Source organism: Bradyrhizobium sp. CB1015, from assembly GCF_025200925.1.
In the GTDB taxonomy this organism is placed as follows: domain Bacteria; phylum Pseudomonadota; class Alphaproteobacteria; order Rhizobiales; family Xanthobacteraceae; genus Bradyrhizobium.
Window position 1 is genome coordinate 3,060,464 of the sequence record NZ_CP104174.1, and the last position, 21,004, is coordinate 3,081,467.

The 21,004-nt window shown below is 65.1% G+C and carries 21 protein-coding genes; 8 read left to right on the forward strand and 13 right to left on the reverse strand.

Annotation, left to right across the window (positions count from 1 at the left end; genetic code table 11):
* Nucleotides 1-118: 118 nt before the first annotated feature.
* Together N2604_RS14035 and N2604_RS14040 are read left to right on the forward strand one after the other, a co-directional pair.
* Entirely contained in the window at nt 119-1,468 is a 1,350-nt protein-coding gene (locus tag N2604_RS14035; protein WP_260375214.1) for a ferric reductase-like transmembrane domain-containing protein, read from the forward strand.
* A gap of 84 nt (nt 1,469-1,552) precedes the next feature.
* The gene (locus N2604_RS14040; RefSeq protein ID WP_260375215.1) at nt 1,553-2,740 is read left to right on the forward strand and encodes a CaiB/BaiF CoA-transferase family protein; all 1,188 of its coding nucleotides are present in this window, start codon (nt 1,553-1,555) and stop codon (nt 2,738-2,740) included.
* 20 nt (nt 2,741-2,760) lie between these two features.
* Here N2604_RS14040 and N2604_RS14045 read toward each other — a convergent pair whose 3' ends face one another.
* Entirely contained in the window at nt 2,761-3,483 is a 723-nt protein-coding gene (locus N2604_RS14045; RefSeq protein WP_260375216.1) for a DUF72 domain-containing protein, read from the reverse strand.
* A gap of 90 nt (nt 3,484-3,573) precedes the next feature.
* Here N2604_RS14045 and N2604_RS14050 point away from each other — a divergent pair, with 90 nt between their 5' ends.
* Complete coding sequence (locus N2604_RS14050) at nt 3,574-3,789, forward strand: hypothetical protein (RefSeq protein WP_260375217.1); 216 nt, start codon at nt 3,574-3,576, stop codon at nt 3,787-3,789.
* 1 nt (nt 3,790) lies between these two features.
* On the opposite strand, the gene N2604_RS14055 is transcribed toward N2604_RS14050, so the two are convergent.
* From N2604_RS14055 to N2604_RS14070, 4 genes are all read right to left on the reverse strand, one after another.
* Nucleotides 3,791-4,939: an amidohydrolase gene (locus N2604_RS14055; protein WP_260375218.1), complete on the reverse strand. Its 1,149-nt coding sequence runs from the start codon at nt 4,937-4,939 to the stop codon at nt 3,791-3,793.
* Nucleotides 4,940-5,194: 255 nt separating this feature from the next.
* The gene (locus tag N2604_RS14060; protein WP_260375219.1) at nt 5,195-6,283 is read right to left on the reverse strand and encodes a mandelate racemase/muconate lactonizing enzyme family protein; all 1,089 of its coding nucleotides are present in this window, start codon (nt 6,281-6,283) and stop codon (nt 5,195-5,197) included.
* Between the two features lie 152 nt (nt 6,284-6,435).
* Complete coding sequence (locus tag N2604_RS14065; protein WP_260375220.1) at nt 6,436-7,638, reverse strand: M20/M25/M40 family metallo-hydrolase; 1,203 nt, start codon at nt 7,636-7,638, stop codon at nt 6,436-6,438.
* Nucleotides 7,639-7,734: 96 nt separating this feature from the next.
* Nucleotides 7,735-8,979, reverse strand: a complete 1,245-nt coding sequence (locus tag N2604_RS14070) for an MFS transporter (protein WP_260375221.1) — start codon at nt 8,977-8,979, stop codon at nt 7,735-7,737.
* A 214-nt stretch (nt 8,980-9,193) separates the two neighbouring features.
* On the opposite strand from N2604_RS14070, the gene N2604_RS14075 reads away from it, so the two are divergent.
* The gene (locus N2604_RS14075; RefSeq protein ID WP_260375222.1) at nt 9,194-10,621 is read left to right on the forward strand and encodes a TAXI family TRAP transporter solute-binding subunit; all 1,428 of its coding nucleotides are present in this window, start codon (nt 9,194-9,196) and stop codon (nt 10,619-10,621) included.
* Nucleotides 10,622-11,167: 546 nt separating this feature from the next.
* Nucleotides 11,168-11,350: a hypothetical protein gene (locus tag N2604_RS14080; protein WP_260375223.1), complete on the forward strand. Its 183-nt coding sequence runs from the start codon at nt 11,168-11,170 to the stop codon at nt 11,348-11,350.
* A 57-nt stretch (nt 11,351-11,407) separates the two neighbouring features.
* On the opposite strand, the gene N2604_RS14085 is transcribed toward N2604_RS14080, so the two are convergent.
* The 4 genes from N2604_RS14085 to N2604_RS14100 form a co-directional block, all read right to left on the reverse strand.
* A complete protein-coding gene (locus N2604_RS14085; RefSeq protein ID WP_260375224.1) occupies nt 11,408-11,776 on the reverse strand; it encodes an avidin/streptavidin family protein in 369 nt (122 codons plus the stop codon).
* 16 nt (nt 11,777-11,792) lie between these two features.
* A complete protein-coding gene (locus N2604_RS14090) occupies nt 11,793-13,307 on the reverse strand; it encodes a CYTH and CHAD domain-containing protein (RefSeq protein WP_260375225.1) in 1,515 nt (504 codons plus the stop codon).
* Nucleotides 13,308-13,419: 112 nt separating this feature from the next.
* Complete coding sequence (locus N2604_RS14095) at nt 13,420-13,689, reverse strand: HGGxSTG domain-containing protein (RefSeq protein WP_260375226.1); 270 nt, start codon at nt 13,687-13,689, stop codon at nt 13,420-13,422.
* Nucleotides 13,689-14,291 (reverse strand): hypothetical protein, encoded by a 603-nt coding sequence (locus N2604_RS14100; protein ID WP_260375227.1) that lies wholly within the window; start codon nt 14,289-14,291, stop codon nt 13,689-13,691. The genes N2604_RS14095 and N2604_RS14100 overlap by 1 nt, the downstream gene beginning before the upstream one ends.
* 432 nt (nt 14,292-14,723) lie before the next feature.
* Here N2604_RS14100 and N2604_RS14105 point away from each other — a divergent pair, with 432 nt between their 5' ends.
* Entirely contained in the window at nt 14,724-15,707 is a 984-nt protein-coding gene (locus N2604_RS14105) for a tripartite tricarboxylate transporter substrate binding protein (RefSeq protein WP_260375228.1), read from the forward strand.
* Between the two features lie 11 nt (nt 15,708-15,718).
* Here the strand turns inward: N2604_RS14105 and N2604_RS14110 are convergent, their stop codons facing one another.
* Complete coding sequence (locus N2604_RS14110) at nt 15,719-16,177, reverse strand: NUDIX domain-containing protein (RefSeq protein WP_260375229.1); 459 nt, start codon at nt 16,175-16,177, stop codon at nt 15,719-15,721.
* A 104-nt stretch (nt 16,178-16,281) separates the two neighbouring features.
* On the opposite strand from N2604_RS14110, the gene N2604_RS14115 reads away from it, so the two are divergent.
* Nucleotides 16,282-17,370, forward strand: a complete 1,089-nt coding sequence (locus N2604_RS14115) for a DUF1236 domain-containing protein (protein ID WP_260375230.1) — start codon at nt 16,282-16,284, stop codon at nt 17,368-17,370.
* A 143-nt stretch (nt 17,371-17,513) separates the two neighbouring features.
* Here N2604_RS14115 and N2604_RS14120 read toward each other — a convergent pair whose 3' ends face one another.
* On the reverse strand, nt 17,514-18,476 hold the full coding sequence (locus N2604_RS14120) for a lytic transglycosylase domain-containing protein (RefSeq protein WP_260375231.1): 963 nt from the start codon (nt 18,474-18,476) through the stop codon (nt 17,514-17,516).
* Nucleotides 18,477-18,653: 177 nt separating this feature from the next.
* Between N2604_RS14120 and N2604_RS14125 the strand changes: the two genes are divergently transcribed.
* The gene (locus N2604_RS14125; protein ID WP_260375232.1) at nt 18,654-19,691 is read left to right on the forward strand and encodes a L,D-transpeptidase family protein; all 1,038 of its coding nucleotides are present in this window, start codon (nt 18,654-18,656) and stop codon (nt 19,689-19,691) included.
* Here the strand turns inward: N2604_RS14125 and N2604_RS14130 are convergent.
* Entirely contained in the window at nt 19,688-19,963 is a 276-nt protein-coding gene (locus N2604_RS14130; RefSeq protein WP_260375233.1) for a hypothetical protein, read from the reverse strand. The two genes, N2604_RS14125 and N2604_RS14130, sit on opposite strands and share 4 nt — an antisense overlap.
* A 77-nt stretch (nt 19,964-20,040) precedes the next feature.
* Nucleotides 20,041-20,898: a VOC family protein gene (locus N2604_RS14135; RefSeq protein WP_260375234.1), complete on the reverse strand. Its 858-nt coding sequence runs from the start codon at nt 20,896-20,898 to the stop codon at nt 20,041-20,043.
* Between the last annotated feature and the right edge of the window lie 106 nt (nt 20,899-21,004).

The following is a 21,004-nucleotide window of genomic DNA, read 5'->3' on the forward strand; positions in this document are numbered from 1 at the left end:
AGGATACCTTGAGAGCGAGCCATCAGACGTCGTCAGGTAGCCGGCTCTTGAGTCAGCTCAATGCAACGCAGTCCAATCGGCTCAAGCTGGCGCGGCAGCCTCGTGAGGGAAGGACAGCATGCACAAGCTCAAACGGGTATTTTGGGGCGCTCTGGTGATTCTCGTCCTGCTGTGGTTGGCCGCGGAACCCCAGCCACTCGGCTCAGGTTCTTTCTTCCCGCTTCGCGAGAGGATGGTGCAATTGAGCGGCGTCCTGGCGATCGGCTGCATGAGCCTGGCGATGATCCTAGCGCTGCGCCCGCGCTGGCCGGAGCCGTGGCTGGGTGGTCTCGACAAGATGTATCGCTTGCACAAATGGTTCGGGATCGCGGCCCTTGTGACGGCGGTGGTCCATTGGCTCTGGGCTAATGGTCCGAAATGGGCGGTCGGTTGGGGTTTGCTGACCCGACCACAGCGTGGACCAAGGCCCATCATCGAAAATCCGATCGAGGCCTTCTTTAACGGCCTGCATGGAGCGGCGGAGGGGCTGGGCGAGTGGGCCTTCTACGGCGCTGTCGTGCTAATCGCTTTGGCGCTCATTCAAACGTTCCCCTATCGGCTCTTCTATAAGACGCATCGGCTGCTCGCCGTCGCCTATCTGGTCCTGGTCTTTCATGCGGTCACGCTGATGAAGTTCAGCTACTGGAACTCGCCGCTGGGTTTGATCGTGGGGGCTCTGCTGGCGTTCGGGATATGGGCGGCAGCTGTGACCATGATGCGGCGCATCGGGGCTCGACGCCAGGTCCAAGGCAGGATCACCTCGCTGAAATATTATCCCGGCGTCAGAGCAATCGAGACTGAGATCGAGGTGCCCCATGGCTGGCCGGGGCATCGGGCAGGCCAGTTCGCCTTCGCCACGTCCGATGTCTCCGAGGGCGCTCATCCCTACACCATCGCCTCGGGCTGGAACGCGGCGGATCCCAGGATCGTCTTCATCACCAAGGAGCTTGGGGACCACACCAGCCGGCTGCGGGAAAAGCTGCGTGTCGGGCAGGACGTGAAGGTGGAGGGGCCCTATGGCCGCTTCACGTTCGACGACGATTGCCCGCACCAGATTTGGATCGGCGGCGGTATCGGCATCACCCCCTTCGTTGCCCGCATGAAGCATGCGGCCATGAGCAACGTTGCTGGCCGCTCGGTCGCGCAGACGGTTGACCTCTTTCACACCACCGCCGATGTGGATGAAGAAGCCCTCGGCAAGCTTGCAGCAGATGCGCGCTTGGCGAATGTTCGCCTCCACGTCCTCATCGACGCCCGCGATGGACGACTAACCGGCGAGCGCATTCGCGAAGCCGTACCGCAATGGCGCCAGGCGAGCATCTGGTTCTGTGGTCCGGCGGCTTTCGGCGAAGCGCTCAGGCGCGACTTCGGCGCGCACGGCTTCCCCGTCGAACAGCGGTTTCATCAGGAGCTGTTCGCGATGCGATGATGAAAGTCGCACGCGCATCGCGCTTCCCAACTTGCCCTGGCGGCCAGTCCCTGTAATCTGCAACAAATAACAGGGAAGGGTTCGATGGGAGGAGTTTTGGAGGGCGTGCGCGTGCTCGATTTCGGGCGCTACATCGCAGGGCCCTATTGCGCGACCTTGCTGGCCGAATTCGGCGCCGAGGTCATTCGCGTCGAGAAGCGCGACGGCAGCGAGGATCGCTTCGTGGCACCGGTCGGTGAAGGCGGCGAGGGCGCGCTGTTCCTCCAGGTCAACCGCAACAAGAAGTGCGTCACGCTCGATCCGATGAAGCCGGACGGGCAGGAGGTGATGCGCCGCCTGATCGCGACCGCGGACGTCGTGGTCGCCAATCTGCCGCCGCAGACCCTGCGCGCCATGAAGCTCGACTATGAATCCTTGAAGGCGATCAAGCCCGACATCATCCTGACCACGGCTACCGCGTTTGGCGGGCCGGGACCGTGGTCCGACCGCGTCGGCTTCGACGGCGTCGGGCAGGTCATGTCGGGATCGGTGTACATGACCGGCGCCGGCGATCCGCCGTATCGCGCGGCGGTGAACTGGGTCGATTTCGGCACCGCGCTGCATTGCGCGTTCGGCACGCTTGCCGCGCTGATCGAGCGCGGCAAATCCGGGCGCGGGCAGATCGTCGAGGGCGCGCTGCTCGCAACCGCTTTGTCCTTCACCAATGCGACCCTGATCGAGCAGGCCGTCATCAACGTCAACCGCGTGCCGACCGGCAATCTCGGCCAGACCGCAGCGCCCGCCGACATCTACCGCACCAAGGACGGCTGGGTGCTGTGCCAGGTCACCGGCCATCCGCTGTTCAAGCGCTGGGCGCGGCTGATGGGCGAGGAGGAGGTGTGGCTGAACGATCCGCGCTTTGCCGACGACATCAGCCGCGGCAACAACGGCCGCATCATCAGCGAGCGGATGGCGCGCTGGTGCGCCGAGCGGACCACGCAGGAGGCGGTCGATACCTTGGGCCAGGCGATGATCCCGACCGGCCCCGTGCTCTCACCGCAACAGGCGCTGGATCACCCGCACATCCGCGCCGCCGGCTTCATGCAGGACGTCGACTATCCGGGACTTCCGAAACCGGCACCGGTGACACGGGCCGCGGTCCGGCTCTCGGAAACGCCGGGCGAGATCGCGCGCCGCCCGCCGACGCTCGGCGAGCACACCGATCTCGTCCTCGCCGAGCTCGGATATGATGCGGCCGCGATCGCGGCGCTGCGGCAAGGCGGTGTCATCTAGGCATCACACCAGCTTAGGCATCACAACAGCTGCTTCAACGCCTTTGCGTCGGCCGGCGCTGCGCTCTTCTGGTCGTTGTCGAAATAAACGTAGACGTCGCAGCCCTGCCGCTTCCACGACTTGATGCGCTTGGCCCATTGCGCCAGCGTGGCCTTGGTATAATGCCCGTGATAGCGCCCGCTCGGCCCGTGTCCGCGCACATAGACGAAATCCGCCGTGCGCTTCCACGGTGCCGGCGCATCGTGATGGTCGGACAGGCACAGCGAGATGTTCTCCTCGGTCAGCATCCGCAGGATGCGCGGCTGATACCAGCTCGGATGTCGGAATTCGAAACTGTAGCGCCGTTTCCGCGACAATAGCTTGAAGAACGAGGCGAGCCGGTCCGCATTCGCCTCGAATTGCGGCGGCAGCTGGAATAGGATCGGGCCGGCCTTGCCGCCGAGCCTGGAGATGCGGTCCTCGAGCAGCTCGAGGCTGTTGACGGAGCGGTCGGACAGGCGCTTCCAGTGCGTGATGAATTTCGAGGCCTTCCAGGCGAACACGAAATCGCGCCCGGTCTGCTCCCGCCATCCCGTCACCGCCTCCGGCGTCGGCGTGCGGTAGAACACCCCGTTCAGCTCCGTGGTGTCGAACTGCCCGGCATAGTAGCGAAGCTGCTGCTTCAGCGTCACGCCCTCGGGGAAGAACGGGCCGCGCCAGGAGGCGTAGTGCCAGCCCGAAGTTCCGATCAGAACGCGCGCCATGTTTCACGTGCCATCCGTTGCCATTTGCCGGGGGGAACGTCCGTGCGGCCGATACGTTGCTCGTGAGCATCAACGTGAGGACCGGAACCGATGTACGCGCTGTTCGAAGGCAACAAGCAGATCGGCAATCCCTTTCCGACCGAGAAGGAGGTGTGGGAAGCCGCCTTGATCGAGGGCCTCGTGACCGATGTCCCGGTCGCGGACGAGGAGGGCGGCCACCTCTTGCCCGCCGGCTATCACGTCGAGCGCGTCGACGAGACATTCGCACCGCGGGCGGATTGGAAGCTGCCGCGCGAGATCTCCTAAGTTAGTTCGTCGCCAGCGCCGCCTTGGCCACCTCGGCCATCCAGCGCGAGGCCACCGGCAGGATCGCGTCGTTGAAATCGTAGCGCGGGCCGTGCAGCTCCGCGCCGTCGCGCAACTCGCCATTGCCGATCCAGACGAAGGCGCCCGGCCGCTGCTGCAGATAATGGGCAAAATCCTCGCCGGCCATGCTGGGCGCGAGATCGCGCCGCACCGGCGCCTGCACCTTCTCCGCGGCGATGCGCGCGAGGTCGGCCTCATCAGGCGTGTTGATCACGACGCCGACACCCCAGACGATCTCGGGCGTGACCTTGACGCCGAAGCTGGTCGCGATCCCGGCGCAGGTGCGCGCGATGCCGTCGAGGATGGTGTCCTTGACCGCCTCGCGGTGGTAGCGCAGCGTGCCGCGGATGGTGACGCGTCCGGCGATCTGGTTCGGCGCGGTGCCGCCTTCGATCGTGCACAGCGACAGCACGGCGGTGTCGAGCGGATCGACGCCGCGCGAGGTGACCGATTGCAACGCGACGATCAGATGCCCGGCCGCCACCACGGGATCGCGCGTCAGATGCGGCATGCCGGCGTGCCCGGCGTGGCCCTCGATCGTGATGGTGATGCGCCCGCCGGAGGCCATGACGACGCCGTCGTGCACGGCGATGGTGCCGGCGGCAAGGCCCGGCCAGTTGTGGAAGCCGAATATCCGCTCCATCGGAAAACGGTCGAACAGCCCGGCCGCGACCATCGCGCGCGAGCCGCCAAAACCTTCCTCGGCCGGCTGGAAGATGAAATCGACCGCGCCGCTCCAATCGGCATCAGTGGCGAGCAGCGCTGCGGCGCCCAGCAGCGCGGCGGTATGGCCGTCATGGCCGCATGCATGCATCACGCCCGATGTCTTCGAAGCGTAGGGCAGGCCGGTATCCTCGGTGATCGGCAGCGCATCCATGTCGGCGCGCAGGCCGACCCGCCTGTGCGCGTGGCCGCGCGTCAAGGTCGCGACGATGCCGGGGCCGCCGATATTGGCCTCGAAGGGAATGCCGAGCTCGGTGAGCTTGTCCTGCACGAAGGCGGCGGTGGCCTTTTCCTGGAGCGACAGTTCGGGATGCGCATGCAGGTGCCGGCGCCACGCGGTCAGTTTCTGGTGCAGTTCGGGGGACAAGGCAGGGGATCTTTCGCAAGGTGTCGGTTGCCGCCACCATAAAGGATTATCACCGCCATGCACCCCGCGCCTTGGAATGCCTCGCGTGCAGCAATGTCGTTCGGTGCAAGCTCGGAAGAAGGTGCGCTCCCTCCCCAGCTTGCGGGGGAGGGTTGGGGAGGGGGCTCTCTCCGCAGTGAGATTCCCCAAGAGGAGAGAACCCTCACCCGCGCCTTCGGCGCGACCTCTCCCGCAAGCGGGAGAGGTGAGGGACCACTACGCCGCCAGCTTCGCCAGCCCCTTCCAGTCGAACCCGATCCCATGCCCCGGCCGGTCAGGCGCCAGCGCCAGCCCGTCCTTCAGCACCAGCGGATGCTCGATGTACTTGTCGAGCCCGAATCCGTGCGCCTCCAGATAGGAGCGGTTCGGGGAGGCCGCGAGCAGGTGCACGGTGATGTCGTGCGCGCCGTGGCTGGTGACCGGCAGGTTGAACGCTTCCGCCAGCCGCGCGATCTTCATGAACGCACTGACGCCGCCGCAATTGGTGACGTCGGGCTCAGGATAGGACACCGCGCCGGATGCGATGTAGTTCTTGAACTCCCACAGCGAGCGCAGATTCTCCCCAGCCGCGATCGGCACGCCGCCGGCCTGCATGATGCGCACGTGCCCCGCGACGTCGTCGGGAATGATCGGCTCCTCCAGCCAGGTCAGGTCATAGGGCACGAAGGCGCGCGCGGCGCGGATCGCCTCCTCGACCGTCCATTTCATGTTGGCGTCCGCCATCAGCGGAAAGCCGTCGCCGAGATGTTGCCGCATCGCGGAGACGCGCGCGACGTCGGACTTGAGGTCGGACCGGCCGACCTTCATCTTGATGGCGCGAAATCCCTTGGCGAGGTTGCCGTCGGTCTGCTCGAGCAGCGCATCGACGGAGAGATCGAGGTCGATGCCCCCGGCATAGCACGGCACGTGCGCATCGAAGCCGCCGAGCAATCGATACAGCGGCAGCTTGGCGCGCCGCGCCTTCAAATCCCACAGCGCGATGTCGAGCGCCGAGAGCGCCAGCACCGCCGGCCCGCCGCGGCCGCCATAATGCAGCCCCCACCAGACATGATGCCAGACCGCCTCGGTGGCGTCGGCCTCGCGCCCTTCAGCGAGTGGCGGGATCTCGCGCTTGAGAATGTCGGCCACAGCGCCGCCGTTGCGCCCGACCGTATAGGTGTAGCCGACGCCCTCGGCGCCGTCGGCATCGCGGACGCGGCAGGTGATCAGCTCGAATGCCGACATGTCGCCGTGCGTGGAGTCCGACAGCGTGATGGGGAGGGGGATCCGGTAGAGCCCGGTCTCGATGTTAGCGATGCGCGGCATGTCGCCTCCCTGTTGTTTCGTTCTTCGTAGGGTGGGTTAGCTAGCGGCTGCGCGAAGCGCAGGCCGCTGGCGTAACCCACCTCTTCTGTCACCGCGGTTGCGAACAGTGGTGGGTTACGCCCAGCGGTTTGCGCTACGCGCGATCCGCGGGGCTAACCCACCCTACCCATCGTCGCGAGTTGCACCGCCAGCGCGCAGGCGCGGTCGTATTCGTCGAGATTGATCCATTCGTCGACCGTGTGCGCCTCGTTCTGGCCGGCACCGAAGGTCACGGTCGGAACGCCGTGGCGGACCATCCAGTTGGCGTCCAGGCCGCCATTGGCGGCGCGCACGTTCGCCGTTCCGCCGACCGCAGACACCGCCTCGATCGCGCGTTTGACCACCGGGAGATTCTCCTTCATGCGGAACGGATAATAGTCGGTCTCGGCCTTGAACTTGACCTTGCCGGACTTGCCTTGCGCGTTGGTGACCTTCTTGGCCGCCTTCTCGAACGCGGCCTTGTAGGCCTTGGTGATCTCCTTGAAGAATTTTCCGTCATGGCTGCGGCTCTCGCCGCGCACATGCACGTAGTCGGTGACGACGTTGGTGGCATCGCCCGCGGGGCGGCCTTCGCCGCCGGTGACAGGACCGACGTTGCTGGTGCCCTGCTTCTTGCCCTTCACCACCTTGCCGAACCAGCCGCCGGCCTTCACGTCGGCAAGCGCCAGCGCCATGATCATGGTCGAGGAGATGCCGCGCTCGGGTGCGACGCCGGCATGCGAAGCGCGGCCGAAGATCTCGACGGTCCAGCGGTCGGCGCCGACGGCCCCGATCACGACGTTGGAGGCCGAGCCGCCGTCATAGTTGAACGCCATCACCGGCGAGCCGAGCTCGTCGAGCTTGACGTGCCGCGCGCCGTAGAGACCGCTCTCCTCGCGCACGCAGAACAAGAGCGTGATCGGCGGATGATCGAGCTTCTGCTTTGCGAGCTCGGCGGCCAGCGTCACCAGCACGCCGCAACCGCAACGATTGTCGCCGCCGAGCGCGGTCTTCGCCTCGTTGACGATCTTGCGCCCGGACAGTTTGGGCTTGGCGCCGGCGCAGAGCGGCACGGTGTCCATGTGGGTCATGAACATGATGCGCGGCTGGTTGTGCAGCGCGCCGCGGCCGGGCAGGTCGACGATGAGGTTGCCGGTCTCGGTCGGCACCGGAATGCGCGTATTGGCGTCGTCGAGCCGGATCGTCTTCGCCGGCACGCCGGCCTCCTTCAGCGCAGCAATGAGCTCCCGCCCGATCGCCGCCTCCTGTCCGGTGACGCCCTCGACGGCGAGGAAGCGCATGAGACGATCGGTGGCGGCTTTGGTGTCGACAGGCATGGACTCGAATTCCTTGACTCGTAGGATGGGTAGAGCTCTTCGCGAAACCCATCACTTCCCGGCGAGAACGATGGGTTTCGCTTCGCTCTACCCATCCTACGAACTCGCGCTCGTGTAAGTCAAAAAGATCACGACGCCGAGCGCCAATGCCGCCGCCATGAACAGCAGCACCGCCGGCAGCCCCGCGAGTGCGGCCACCGCGCCGGTGACGGATTGCATCAGCGCGGTGCCGAGAAAGAAGGCGAGATTGACGGCCGCGAGTGCTTTCCCCGCGACCTGCGCGTCCACGAGTTGCCTGGACATGCCGAACAGCAGCGGCTGCGCGGAGGTGAAGAGCCCTATGAGCACGAACAATGCCAGATCGTAGGACGGCGGCATGACGGTCACGCCGAACAGCCATGCAACGGCAAGGTGCGGCGCTCCCAGCGCCATCAGCGCGAGCAGCAGCGCCGCGATCGCGTGCGTGCCGGCAACCAGCTCACGACGGCGGCCGAGCCTGCGGTCGATCATGCCGACCAGCAGCGGGCCTGCGATCATCGCCAGCGTGAACGCACCGAGCTGGTTGCCGGCCTCGACCCGCGTCAGTCCCTTGATCTCCATCAGCCAGGGCCCGCCCCAGAGGCCGCGCAGCACCAGCGTGCTCGCCAGCGACACCATCGCCAGCGCGATCACGCCGCGCAGCGGCCGCGACAGGCCGAGCCTGACCACATCGATCATCTGCGACAGCGGCGAGGAATCGTCCTTGTGCTCGGCCGGCTGGTGCGGCACCAGCACGAACACCGCGAGCGCGACCAGGATGCCGCCAATGGCGGAGATCCAGAACCCGGCGCGCCAGCCGTAAGTGTCGATCACGAAGGCGAGCGGGCTCGCCGACAGCAGCATGCCGATATTGCCGATCGAGAGGATGGCGCCCGACCACAATCCGAACCGCGCCGCCGACAATTGCTTGGCTGCGAGCGTCATCGGGCACATCAGCATGCCCGAGGTGGCGACGCCGAGCAGCAGCTGCCCGACGGCGAAGCTCTCAGGCCCCGTCGCAAACCCCGAGGCCACCGCGCCGAACACGGTTCCCGCCAGCAGACCGAGCGACACCGGCCGCACGCCGAACCGGTCCATCGCCGCACCGACCGGGATTTGCGAGGCCGCAAAAGCGAAGTGATAGACCGACGTGAGGCTCGCCAGCGCCTGCGGCTCGATGTGGAAATCCGCTGCCATCAGGTCGAGGCTCACCGCCGGAATGGTGCGCAGCAAGGTGGAGAGCATGTGCCCGCAGGCGAGCGCGACCAGCGCGAAGATCAGCGCGCGGGTGGCGGTGCCCGCGTCGTTGGCGGCGGTGGTCATGAGCGTCCCGTCCCGAGAAGGTTTTGGGTGGGGTTACATGATCGCGGGGGCGGGCGCCAATGGCGGCAGCGGGACCCCCTCATGCCGGAATGGGGCTTCTCTGGTCCCGACCATGTCGCGGTGGTCGTGAACCAGAACGAGCGCCGAGACGTTACCCTGGAAAAACGTGGTATCCTGCAGACCAGGAGCGCCATGACATGCGGTGGCAGCGGCAATGTCCTCGTCCGAGAGTCCAAGTCAGACGACCAGTGACGCGGCCCGCCGAGAGCGGCGAAGGAGCAATTTCCTTCTGTTTGTTCTCGCCGTTGGCTTTCTTGTCTTCGGCGTCGCAGCGGGGGCACTCTATTACGCGTTGCGGCCGGAGATTCTCCGGATCGCCGTCGGGCCGCCTGGCAGCGACGATTACAAAGTCATTCAGGCGATGGCCGATGCGTTCGGCAGCGAAAGCCGAACTGTCAGGCTGCGTCCGATCAAGGCCGACGGAGCGATGGAAGCTCTCGCCCTGCTTGGGTCTGGCAAGGCCGATCTTGCCGTCGGCCGCGGCGACCTGGACATGCCGGCCGAGGCGCAGACCGTCGCCGTCGTGCGCAAGAACTTCGTCGTGCTCTGGGCACCTTCCGGGCTTGCGGGCAGGAGTTCGAAAAGAAAGCCGTCGCCGAAGATCAAGGAGGTCGCCGATCTTGCAGGGCGCCGTGTCGGCGTGATCGGGCGGACGCCGGTGAATCCCGCGCTGCTGCGCGTCATCCTGAGCGCTTCCGGAGTGCAGCCCGACAAGGTCGCCGTGGCGCAGTTCGGCACCGACCAGATCGATGAGCTCGCGCGCGATCTCACCCTCGATGCCTTCATGGCGGTCGGGCCGCTCGACAGCAAGATCACATCCGATGCCGTTGCCGCAACGGCGCGGGCGCGCGGCGAGCCGAAGTTTCTCGCCATCGAGGCATCGGAAGCGATCGCCATCAAGCATCCCCGGTATGAATCGGAGGAGATTCCACCGAGCATCTTCAATGCGGATCCGGCTTGGCCAGGTGACAAGGTTGAAACTCTCAGCGTCAGCCATCTGATCGTGGCGAGAAAGAGCTTGCCCGAAGCGACGGTCGCCGCGTTCTTCCGTCAGCTCTTTGCCGTTCGTCAGGCGATCGCGAGGCAGGTCCCAGGCGCTGCACACATCACCAAACCCGACCTCGAGAAGGACGCCGAGCTGCAGGTACACCGGGGCGCGGCGGCCGTCATCGACGGCAACGAACGCACGTTTCTCGACCGGTATGGCGACTATTTCTGGTTCGGGCTGCTGCTTCTCTCTGGAATCGGCTCCGCCGCCGCGTGGTTGCGCCGCTATTTGAACCGCGACGAAAGGGACGACAACACCAGCCATCGCAACAGAATCCTGGCCATGGTTTCCAGCGCGAGGACCGCGGAATCCAGTCAGGAGCTTGTGGCGTTGCAGCGCGAGGCCGATACCATCATCGCCGAGACGCTCGAATGCTATGATGACGGCGCGATCGAGCAAGAGGAGCTCGCGGCCTTCGGACTGGTGCTCGACCTCTTGAGCAATGCCATTGCCGAGAGGCGAGCCGCATTGCAACGTACCTCCCTCGAAACGGTTCGGGGCGCGGTAGGGAGCCATGGCGGTACGCCGCGGTGATAGAGTGTCGTGGGTGCCTCCGCCGTACGCGCGACAGTTGCAGTGGTCGCCTCGGAATACTCATTTTCGTTATCGAGGACTTCCGCCGGCGGACGTAGGAACAAAACATCATCGTCTCTCTTACCTCGGGTAAGGAGACCTGATCAGGCTGTCCTCGAGACCACCACGGCCCATTCGCACGACGCTCGATCTTGCGAACGCTGAGCAGGTCAAGTCGGTACGCAGGCGGCTTCGCATCTCCAATGCCGATCTGGTCAGGATCGTCGACAAGATCGGCAACTCTCTAGCGACCATCGAGAAGGAAGTGGAGCTCGAAAAACTGGCCGTTCAGCAGTGTAGTGCGAGGGACGCGGCGACGACCCTCGAATGAATCCGAGCCATCACGTCGAAAAGGAGAATTGCGATGAACGGCCTGATCTACCTCATAGGGCTCATCGTTGTGATCGCGGCCATTCTTTCGTTCTTTGGCTTGCGATGACCACCGTGGTCCTGCAGCCCGACGCACCACCGAGCCGGTGAAGTCATTCGCAATTTCGCGTGCACCAAATGGTTGATCCGCACCAGGTCAATACCATCATAGCGACGACGGTTTGCGCGTTCTTCAAGGGCCTTCCCGACGCTCAAATCGGAACTGAAGAAGCCAAGCTGCTGGCCAAGCAAATCACTGAAGCACTGAACGCAGCTGGGCTGCAGATTGTCCCTGTGGATCCGGCGAGCACACGTCCCTAGCTCTATGGCTCCGGCACCGAGCTTTCTGGCTCAAAGATCCATCAGGCGAGGGCGGCGCTAGATCCGTTCGAAAGTATCGACGTTGGTTGTGACGGCGCGCCACCAGTTCAATGGCTTGAGCCTGGCAGGCTCGCCCTCGCTGGCGGCACTCAGCGCCTGGTCGGCGACGACGAACCAGGCGGTCTCCATCTTTCCATGCCGCAAGAGCCCCGTGTACGAAACCACGCGGTCGCCCGTCGCAGACGAGCCTACGGCGACAAAGCCGATACAATTGCCCCTGTGATATCCGATCACCGGGACCGATTGGCCGTGGAAGCCGCTGTCCTTGAGCGCCGTCTCGAACGTCCCTTCGATACGGCCGCCCGCGTCGCCAGTGATCCGCAAGAGGGAGCCGAATTGATTTCGCCAGCTGCCGACCCATGACATTCCGGTTCTCCCACGGTCACTTGCCCGGCGCGACGCGCAGCCGGTGCAATCGATGCAGCTCCCCGGCGGCGTCTTTCATCAGGCTGCGCGCCGCCTCTCGCTCCCGGCCGACGATGAACCCCGATGCGAAGGCCTGGGCGCGCCGGTTCGCCGGCGGCGCTGACAACGCCGTCTCCGTCGCCAGCTCACGATGCGTCATGAAGTCGTTGAGCGATCCCAGCGCGGATTGAATCGCCTTCAGCCGGCCGGAGAGGCTTGCGAGATGCTTGCGGTCGCGATCACTGTAGAGGCTCATGAAGAAGTCGACGGCGTATCGGATCTTCTTGATCCTGATGCGCAACTTGTGACGTTGCATCGGATCGAGATCGTCCAGATGCTTGCCCTGCTTGCGCGCCTTCCTGATCCGGCGGTCCAGCACCGCCGCGGCGTAGGCGGCAATCGACCGGTGGTCGTCGGCACGGGACTGTCCGGTCTCGATCCACTCGATCACGTCGATCAGCAGGCGGCGGTAGCGGGGTGATTCGACGGCCTTGCGGGCGCGCGCGAAGGCGGCCCTCCGCTCCGCGGAAAACTTCTTGGCGATCGCGCGAGCGCCGCGTTTCGGCACGCCCTGATCGGCGATCGGCCGAATGCTTTCATTGAGGAAGACGTCGATCTCGCGTGCCGGCGCCAGCTCGCCCGTGAGCCATTTGAGCTCGGCCTTGATCCGCTCCGTGCTGGCGCGCGGCAGGATGTCGGAGAACAGCGAGATCGCGGCCCGTAAGCGCCGCAGGCCGACGCGCATCTGGTGGACGCCTTGCGAATCCATGTCCCGCACGGGATCGGCATTTGCCGTGATCTGACGCAGCGTCGAATGCGCGATGACGCCGAAGGCATTGTGCGGCGACAGCTCGCAGTTCAGCTCGATCGGCTCGGCATGCTGCGCCCCTGCGCCGTTTCCCGTCACGAGTTGAAAGCCACGCTCGGCTTTCGAGCGCAGATCGAGCTCGGCACCCGTTCCGCGTTCGAGATTGCGCGCCAGCCGGAACAGGTCGGTGACCTGTCCGGACTTCAGTTCCAGCTCGAGCTCGGCGACTGGCCGCGAGCGCCGTCCGGCGCCGATACGGCCACGGTCGACGGCGAGCTCGATCTGGCTCCGTCGCACCCGCCTTGCCTCAGTCGTGCGATGGACCTCGGTCTGGAACACAGGCCGCAGCTTGCGCGGAAGTTTCTTGGACGCGAGATCCGCCAGAGGCGTGTTCTTGATCTTCTTGAAGTCGGGCCTTGTACCTGCGACCTCATGTTCCCATTCGCCGCGCGTCAGGGTTCCGGAGCCACCGGCCTTCACGGTCTGCACGTAGCGGTCGCCGATCTTGCGGACGCGGAGCGTGAGGCCATGTCGCCTGAGCTTCTGCTTGCTGGTGTCGTAGTAGATCGACACCAGATTCTGCTCCGACCGGTCGCCGCGCTGTCCGTTTAACGCGCCATCGCGCAGGACGGATGACAGCTTTCGCGGCGCAACGCGGAATTTGAGTTCCGTTTCGGCGTTCATCGGGCATGCTTCCGTTGTTCATTCAAAGTGACGCTACCGCGAGAAGTTCCGATGCAACGGGCTTTTCCAATGTCGAAGTATCCGCCCCGTGATCCATGCCGGCCGCATGACCTTATCTCAGTTCCCGCAGCAACTTGAGCGCATCATCCAGCAACGAATCGAGCTGCCTCCGCTCGCTGATCGCGTCTCTGGCGAACAGCCCATGCTTGCGTGCGTTCCGGTTTCCTGGCGGCGCGCCGCATCCCGGTGCGCCGCCGTGCATGCGGCAGCGCGCCTTGCCGCGCGCGGCCGGCGCGCGGCAAGGGTTGCCATCGCGAGTCCTGGCGCCGCAGCGAGGGCTGGCCTGCATCGAGGAGGTATTGCGGGCGTGGGGGCTGGTCATCAGCGCATCTCTTGCCCTGCGCCGCTCGCGCCAGCCTCCGCACCGATCAGATGCGCATGCTGCGTGACGTTGCCCACGATCGCCCGTCCGCCGTCCTGCACCGACAGGTTCTGCACCGTGATCGCGCGCTCGTCGCTGTTGCGGTGGCGATTGAGCGCCTCGACCTGGGCGGCGAAGGTGCGGGACAGCCGGGTCAACGCGCGGGCGATGCCCTCCTGCTGCGCGAGATCGTCGGTGCAGGCGAGCCGGCAGGCACAGCGCATCGCCGCCATGTGCACCGACACCATCTGGGAAACCAGCAAGGCCTCGATGGAATCCTTCGGCGCGATGCTCCTGATCGTCGAGATCATGAAGGCGAGGTTGGCTTCGTCGGGCTTCTGCCCGACCACACTGGCCTTGACCAATTGCCTCAATATGCCGTGCATCGCGTCACGGTCGGCGGCGCCGAGCGCCTCGACCAGCAGCTGCTCGCCGGCGTGCGGATCGGGATGGCTGATCGCAATGCGCCTCTTGTAGAGTTTTACGCGCGGGTTCGCGGCGGAGGCGCTGCGATCGGATGCCGCGAGCGGCGAAGTGATGTGGCGTTCGAGAGCTGTCGTCATGTGCTGTGTCCTTTTGCCGGCGCAGGCGCGAACGGCCCGTTCGCCGCTGCGCGCGAATGCGAATTTTGAAGTGTCGATGAAGGGGTTTAGGCGCAACGGGGTCGGGACGGCTTCGGCCTGGCAGGCCGTGACGCTCGCGATTGTTGCGATGATGCCAGTATGCCACTGTTTTGCCCGACGCACCAGGATTTATTTCGTAAATCCGAAAAGCTTCGTTCGTGCCCCGCAAGTCCTTGTTCTGACAGGGCCGGTCTACTGTGCATGGGGTTGTTTTCACACTTTTGTTTTGGACGCGGCGCGTACGTGCCGTGCCGCGGAATGCCGGCACGCAAACGCGATTGCGAAATCCGGTCCAGCCGCTCATCATGATCGTCGGAGGCGTCGCACCAACAAGCATGCACAAGCGGCGCCAAGAGGTCTGGGAGAGAACGAATGCAACGAACGGCCCGCCTGCTGGCAGTCATCGCAGGACTTTGCGCCTCGGCGCTGGCGACAGAGGCTCCCGCGCAGAAATATCCGTCGCGGCCGGTCAAGATCATGGTCGGCTTCAGCGCGGGCGGGCCGGTCGATGTCGTCGCGCGCATCATCGGCGATCGGCTCAGCAACAAGCTCGGCCAGCCCTTCGTGGTCGAGAACCGCGCCGGCGCCAACGGCATGATCGCGGCCGAAGGCGTCGCGCGCGCGGATGCGGACGGCTACACCATGCTCGCCTGCAACTCGTCGACGATCACGCTGAACAAGACGCTGTTCAGGGATATCCGCTACGATCCGCAAGTGGACTTTACGCCGCTCACCACCGTCGTGTCCGCGCCGCTCGTCCTCGTTGTCAATCCCGAGAATCCCAAGACGGCGAACATCAAGTCGGTGGCCGATCTCGTCGCTGCGGCCAAGGCCGCGCCCGGCGCGCTCGCCTACGGCTCCGGCGGCAACGGCAATCTTGCCCATCTCGCCATGGAGCTGCTCAGCCAGAAGGCCGGCATCAAGCTGATCCACGTGCCCTATCGCGGCGGCTCGGCCGCCGAGGTCGGCATCCTCGCGCAGGAGGTGCTGGCGGTGTTCGATCCGCTCTCCGCCGTGCCGCTGGTCAAGGCCGGCAAGCTGCGCGCGCTGGCAGTGTCCTCGGCCGAGCGGCTGCCGGCGCTGCCTGATGTGCCGACGATGGCGGAAGCCGGCTACCCCGGATTCGACATCTCGTTCTGGGTTGGCTTCTTCATGCCGAAGGCGACGCCCGCGCCGATCCTGGAAACCCTGCACCGGGAGATCGTCGCCGCCGCCAAGGATCCGGCGGCCGAGGAGAAGCTCGGCTCGCAGGGCGTCGTCAGCGTACTCAGCCCGGCCGACTACGCCGCGAAGATCGCCAAGGAGACCAAGGAACTCGCCGAGGTGGTCGCGGCTGCGAACATCAAGGCGGAATAGGGCGCGACGCGCTATCCGCCGATCAGCTGCTTCAGCCGGTCAAGCAGCGGACGTTGTCCTGCGTTGATCTTCTCCTGCGCCGCGTCGAGCGTGAACCATTCGGCGCGGTCGACTTCCGGAAAGGCCTGCCGCTTGCCGCTGCGCGGCGGCCATTCCATTTCGAACGTGTTGCTGCGGATGCGGCGCACGTCGAGATCGAGCTCTGTCGCGAAGGCGGTGACGAGCTTGCCCCCGCGCTGCCTGACCTCGCCAAGCGGGGTCAGCGGCACGGACAGCTCCTGTCCCAACTCCTCGGCGAACTCCCGTCGCGCGGCGGCCTCTGCATCGTCTCCGTCCGCGTACTCGCCCTTCGGGATCGACCAGGCGCCGAGATCCTTGTTGCGCCAGAACGGCCCTCCGGGATGGACGAGGAGCACCTCGATGTTCCCACGCTTGCGATAGGCGATGATCCCGGCACTCTTCGATGGCATTGCAGGTTCCGCAGAAGAGGCGCGGCCTTCCCTCGGGAAAAACTGGAACCGAGCGTTTTAGCGCAGGTTAGTAGCCATGTTCATTTGATGAAAGGGAGTGAACCATGATCCGCCTGTTGACAACCACCGCATTGGGGGTGGTGCTGGCGAGCGCCGCGTTTGCGCAATCGCCCAGCACGAATCCGCCGTCTCAGCAGACGCCGCAGTCCCAGTCGAATTCAACCGCGCCATCCACGACCTCGCCCTCGAGCGCGGCGGACAAGCAGCAGACCACATCGCAACCGCAGCAATCCCCGACGTCGGGAACGCCAGCACAGACCACGCAGGCCAATCCACCATCGTCCGGCTCCGGCACCGGCAATACGGGCTCGACCGCGCAGTCCCAGAGCGGATCGGCAAATTCCAATGCAGCCGGCAACCAGCCTGCAACGCAGCAGAGCGCCAACCCGCCTCCTGCGAATACCAACCAGGCGCAGGATCGGTCCAATCCGCCGCCGACCAACAATCAGGCCCAGCAGGCACCCGCCGCATCCGGAACCAACCAGGCCCAGCAGGCACCAACCAACCAGGCACAGGGTGAGCGTTCCGGCACCAGCTCGCAGGCGGCCGCCCAGGCCGACGTCAATATCAGCAAGCAGCAGGAGACCAAGATCAGCGCGTCGATCTCGCACCTCAACGTGCGGCCGCTGACCAACGTCAATTTCTCGCTGAATGTCGGCACGGTGGTGCCGCGCGACGTGCAGCTCTCGACACTGCCGCCCGACGTGGTCGAGATCGTGCCGCAATATCGCGGCTACAGCTTCGCGCTGGTGAAAGATCAGATCGTCGTGGTCGATCCGGCGACCTACAAGATCGTAACGGTGCTGCCGTATTCGGGCCAGTCCACGGCGACAACGACGACGACCACACGCGAGCGCAGCGCCAGCAAGTTCTCGGACCGCGATCGCGAGGTGATCCGCAAGCATGCGAAGACCCGCACCGAAGGACGTAGCGAGGCGCGGACCACCGGCAGCACGGCACGCAGTGAGATGCGCATCGGTGATCGGGTCCCGGAGACCGTCGAGGTCGAGGAATTCCCGACCACGGTCTACCGCGATGCGCCGGGCTTGCGCGAATATCGCTATATCCATCGCGACAGCAGGACCTACGTCATCGAGCCGCGCGAACGTCGGGTGATCGAGGAGATCGACTAGGTCGATCGAGATCGGAGCCGCGCAAGCGAGCGGCTCCGATCACTAGAGCATGATCCGGAAAAGTGTGAAGCGGTTTTCCGAAATGATCATGCTCAAACAACAACCTAAAACGCGATGACGATTCATCCTAATCGCATCGCGCTTTAGCCTGACGTCCGTTCGCGCGATGCGATGCGAACGGAGCGCGCCTTCGCGCTCTTTCCGGCCGCGCGTGCCGCGATCATGCTGCGTGCCTTGCCGGGGCCCGTGGCATTCTTCCGCAGCAGGATTGCAAATCGCTTGCGCGCGCGGTTCGTCGTCAGCCGCGCCGCGAGTTGCTCGGCCTTGCGAATGATGCCCGCAACCGAAGGCGTCAGGTTCACCGGTACCCAGGCGACGTCCTTGGCCTTGGAAAGACTGCCGATGCCTTCGCATGGTGCTTCGCGCGGCAGGTCGATCCTGATCGCGAGCGCCTCCGACCGTTCGATCCAGTCTTCGGCCTTTGTGCCGGTGATGATCCGGACATAGTCGCGGGTTTCGCGCGGCAGCTCGCTCTCCCTGGCGAGCCATTTCTGGATGCGGCCGGGACCGGCATTGTAGGCGGCGGCAGCAAGGCCGAGATTGCCGAAATCGTCGCGCAGCTTGCGCAGGAATTTTGCCGACGCCGGCAGCGCCTTCATCGGATCGAAGGGATCGTCGAGCCCGACCTCGGCGGCCGTTTCCGGCATGAACTGCGCGACGCCCTGCGCGCCGGCATGGCTGACCTCGTTGGACTTGAAGCGGCTCTCCTGCCAGATCAGGCGCGCGAAGAACGGCACCGGAATGCCGCTGGATTCGGCGGCCTGGCGCAGCGCGTGACAAAATCGTTCGGTCGGCGACGGCTCCGTCTGCACCGCCGGCTCGACCGCGCGCGGTGGCTCGATCACCTGCTCATAAGCCGCGTGCGCGTTGGCAAGCTCGATCGCCTGCACGCTGGCGACGAAGAGTTCGACCACCGGAACAAGTGACGAGGCATGATTGTTCTGAAGAACAGTGGTGTCGAAACGTGATGCTTGCCGGGTTGCCGACGGATCGAGGTCGCACATCAGAAGCAGAAACGCGGCGCAGGCCGCGACGACAAATCGCATTTGCGGGGACAACCTCGAACTGTGGGATGAACGGCCAGCGATGCGCCGGCGATAGGAAGTTCTTAACCGTCCGATTGCGGCAAAGCTGCGGTCTCCTCGGTTCCTTCGGTGTTACTACGGTGTTCCCGCAGAGAAACCTTCCGCGGTCTTGCGGGCCGCTTGCGAGTGGGATGCGCGATGACGATACGATGGATGCTTGGCGCGTTGATTTCGCTGTGGCTCGTCGGCCCGGCTTTCGCAGGCAATCTCGATCCGGCTGCGGTGAACGAGGCTGCGCGTCCTGCGAAGCCGCCGGCCACTGACAAGCTGAATGCAGCCGTGGTGAAACTTCAGGTGCTGCTCGATCGCGCCCAATTCTCGCCCGGCGAGATCGACGGAAAGTTCGGCGAGAACGCGCAGAAGGCGCTCAAGGCGTTCGCGGAGCAGAACGGCATCGCATCCGACAAGGTTCTGGCGCCGGAGCTCTGGGACAAGCTGACCGCAGCGAGCGAGGGCCCCGTTCTCGTCGACTACAAGATCACGGACGCGGATGTGAAAGGGCCTTTCCTGGAGAAGTTGCCGAGCAAGCTCGACGCCATGAAATCGCTGAAGGCGCTGAGCTACACCAGCCCTCTCGAAGGACTTGCCGAGAAATTCCACATGAGCACGGATCTGCTCAGGGCGCTCAATCCGAGCAAGGCGTTCGACAAGGCCGGAGAGACGGTCGTCGTTACCAACGTTCCGGCACGGCGCGAGCTGCCGCGCATCGCCCGGCTCGAGGTCGACAAGACGCACGGGACCTTGAAAGCATTCGACGCCAGTGGCGCTCTGCTGGCGTTCTATCCGGCGTCGGTCGGCAGTCCGGATCGCCCGACGCCGACCGGGACGCTGAAGGTCACCGGCACGAACGAGCAGCCGACCTACCATTACAATCCCGAGTACAAGTTCAAGAGCGTCAAATCCACCAGGCCGTTCGACATCCAGCCGGGGCCCAACAATCCCGTGGGAGCGTACTGGATCAGCCTGTCGGCGCAGGGCTACGGCATTCACGGCACGGCAGAGCCCGACAAGGTCAGCAAGTCGGCGTCGCATGGCTGCGTCCGTCTCACCAATTGGGACGCGCGTGTGCTCGGCGAGAACGTGAAGCGCGGCACACTGGTCGTCTTCGTTGATGCGCCGACGGAATCCTCCTCGCGGCGCCAGGGCACGCCTGCTGCGAAGCGCGCGGCGAACTAGTCTTTGGGAAAATCCTTGCGCATCGCGATCTCGGCGGCATCGCCGGGCGACAGCACGGTCTGGTCGAAGGCGGCCTGCGGCTTCGTCATGATGTCGTAGAGCGAGATGCCCTTGATCGGCTTGCCCATGAGCTCGCGGACGCATTCGGCGAGCGTGCCGTTGTAGACGAGATAGGGCGGACCCCGATCCTTCAGCCGCTCGCCCTTCAGCGACGGCCATTTCTTCAGCTCGGCCGGCGCGTCATAGGCGATCGGCGATCCCTCTTTGAACATGCGTTTGGCCCCGGTGGCTTGGATGGCCGGGAAGCCTACAGCCGCCGGGTAAACACCCCTTAAAGAATTGGTTCAAATCAGCCGGCAACGAAGGCGAGCAGGGTGCCGTTGGCCTTGGCCGGCGGCACGCAGATCGCAGCTCCGCTCCGTACGGCAGCCGATCCCAGCGCCTTCTCGGTGGCCGCGAGATCGCCGCTGACGAGCACCAGCGCGGCGCCGCCGCGCTCGGAGAGGCCGGTCAGCGGCACGCCGGGATAGCGCTTGGCGAGCTGGTCCAGCGTCAGATAGACGAAGTCGGCGCGATCGCCGCCGGAAGGTACAGTCACGGCGCCATCGGCCTCAGCCTGCGGCTCGCGATCGATCAGGCGCGCGAGGTGCGCGGCGTCCTGCGCCGGCTCCGGCGTTGCGATCAGCGTCTGCTTGATCCGCCTAGCTGCGTTGGCGTGCCTCATCAATTCCGGAATCCACACGGTCCCGCGGGTCTTGTGCTGGCAGGCGAAAATGCGCACGCCGCCCGGCGCTTCCGCCGTCGGCCACATGAAGGTGCGGAATTTCGCTGCCGAGATCGTACCATCAGGCAGCGTGACGGGGCGTTCAAAATCAGTCGGGCCGATCGGCTCAAGTCCCCGTGCACGGATCTCCTCGGCGCCGGCGGCGCTATCGACTGCGGTGAAAGCGATGCGCTCGATGCCCTCGCCATGGCGCTCGACGAAGGCGCGGGCCGGTGCGTTGTGCTCGGTCGCCACGAGGACGCCCAGCAGCTCCATGTAATCGGGGTCGAACATGATGGTGTAGTTGCCGGTACCCATATGCGCGCTGTGGGTGCCGCGCGGCGAGACCGTGAAGCCGAGTTGCCTGTAGTTGTCGGCGGCCTTGTCGAGGTCCTTCACCATGACGACGGCGTGGTCGATACCGATGACGTTCTTGAGGGCCACTGTTCTAATCCCCGATTGCAAGCTGACTTTGCGCCGCGCCGGCGGCTGCCGGCCATGTCTACGCCGGATAGGCGGCCAAGTCATTTTCAAAGTCATGTTCAATTCG

What these genes read in the sequence shown, in the direction of transcription:
- N2604_RS14035 (WP_260375214.1), top strand. Translation starts at nt 119, where the DNA reads ATGCACAAGCTCAAACGGGTATTTTGGGGCGCTCTGGTGATTCTCGTC.
- N2604_RS14040 (WP_260375215.1), top strand. Translation starts at nt 1,553, where the DNA reads ATGGGAGGAGTTTTGGAGGGCGTGCGCGTGCTCGATTTCGGGCGCTAC.
- N2604_RS14045 (WP_260375216.1), bottom strand. Translation starts at nt 3,483, where the DNA reads ATGGCGCGCGTTCTGATCGGAACTTCGGGCTGGCACTACGCCTCCTGG.
- N2604_RS14050 (WP_260375217.1), top strand. Translation starts at nt 3,574, where the DNA reads ATGTACGCGCTGTTCGAAGGCAACAAGCAGATCGGCAATCCCTTTCCG.
- N2604_RS14060 (WP_260375219.1), bottom strand. Translation starts at nt 6,283, where the DNA reads ATGCCGCGCATCGCTAACATCGAGACCGGGCTCTACCGGATCCCCCTC.
- N2604_RS14065 (WP_260375220.1), bottom strand. Translation starts at nt 7,638, where the DNA reads ATGCCTGTCGACACCAAAGCCGCCACCGATCGTCTCATGCGCTTCCTC.
- N2604_RS14070 (WP_260375221.1), bottom strand. Translation starts at nt 8,979, where the DNA reads ATGACCACCGCCGCCAACGACGCGGGCACCGCCACCCGCGCGCTGATC.
- N2604_RS14075 (WP_260375222.1), top strand. Translation starts at nt 9,194, where the DNA reads ATGTCCTCGTCCGAGAGTCCAAGTCAGACGACCAGTGACGCGGCCCGC.
- N2604_RS14080 (WP_260375223.1), top strand. Translation starts at nt 11,168, where the DNA reads ATGGTTGATCCGCACCAGGTCAATACCATCATAGCGACGACGGTTTGC.
- N2604_RS14085 (WP_260375224.1), bottom strand. Translation starts at nt 11,776, where the DNA reads ATGTCATGGGTCGGCAGCTGGCGAAATCAATTCGGCTCCCTCTTGCGG.
- N2604_RS14090 (WP_260375225.1), bottom strand. Translation starts at nt 13,307, where the DNA reads ATGAACGCCGAAACGGAACTCAAATTCCGCGTTGCGCCGCGAAAGCTG.
- N2604_RS14095 (WP_260375226.1), bottom strand. Translation starts at nt 13,689, where the DNA reads ATGACCAGCCCCCACGCCCGCAATACCTCCTCGATGCAGGCCAGCCCT.
- N2604_RS14100 (WP_260375227.1), bottom strand. Translation starts at nt 14,291, where the DNA reads ATGACGACAGCTCTCGAACGCCACATCACTTCGCCGCTCGCGGCATCC.
- N2604_RS14105 (WP_260375228.1), top strand. Translation starts at nt 14,724, where the DNA reads ATGCAACGAACGGCCCGCCTGCTGGCAGTCATCGCAGGACTTTGCGCC.
- N2604_RS14110 (WP_260375229.1), bottom strand. Translation starts at nt 16,177, where the DNA reads ATGCCATCGAAGAGTGCCGGGATCATCGCCTATCGCAAGCGTGGGAAC.
- N2604_RS14115 (WP_260375230.1), top strand. Translation starts at nt 16,282, where the DNA reads ATGATCCGCCTGTTGACAACCACCGCATTGGGGGTGGTGCTGGCGAGC.
- N2604_RS14120 (WP_260375231.1), bottom strand. Translation starts at nt 18,476, where the DNA reads ATGCGATTTGTCGTCGCGGCCTGCGCCGCGTTTCTGCTTCTGATGTGC.
- N2604_RS14125 (WP_260375232.1), top strand. Translation starts at nt 18,654, where the DNA reads ATGACGATACGATGGATGCTTGGCGCGTTGATTTCGCTGTGGCTCGTC.
- N2604_RS14130 (WP_260375233.1), bottom strand. Translation starts at nt 19,963, where the DNA reads ATGTTCAAAGAGGGATCGCCGATCGCCTATGACGCGCCGGCCGAGCTG.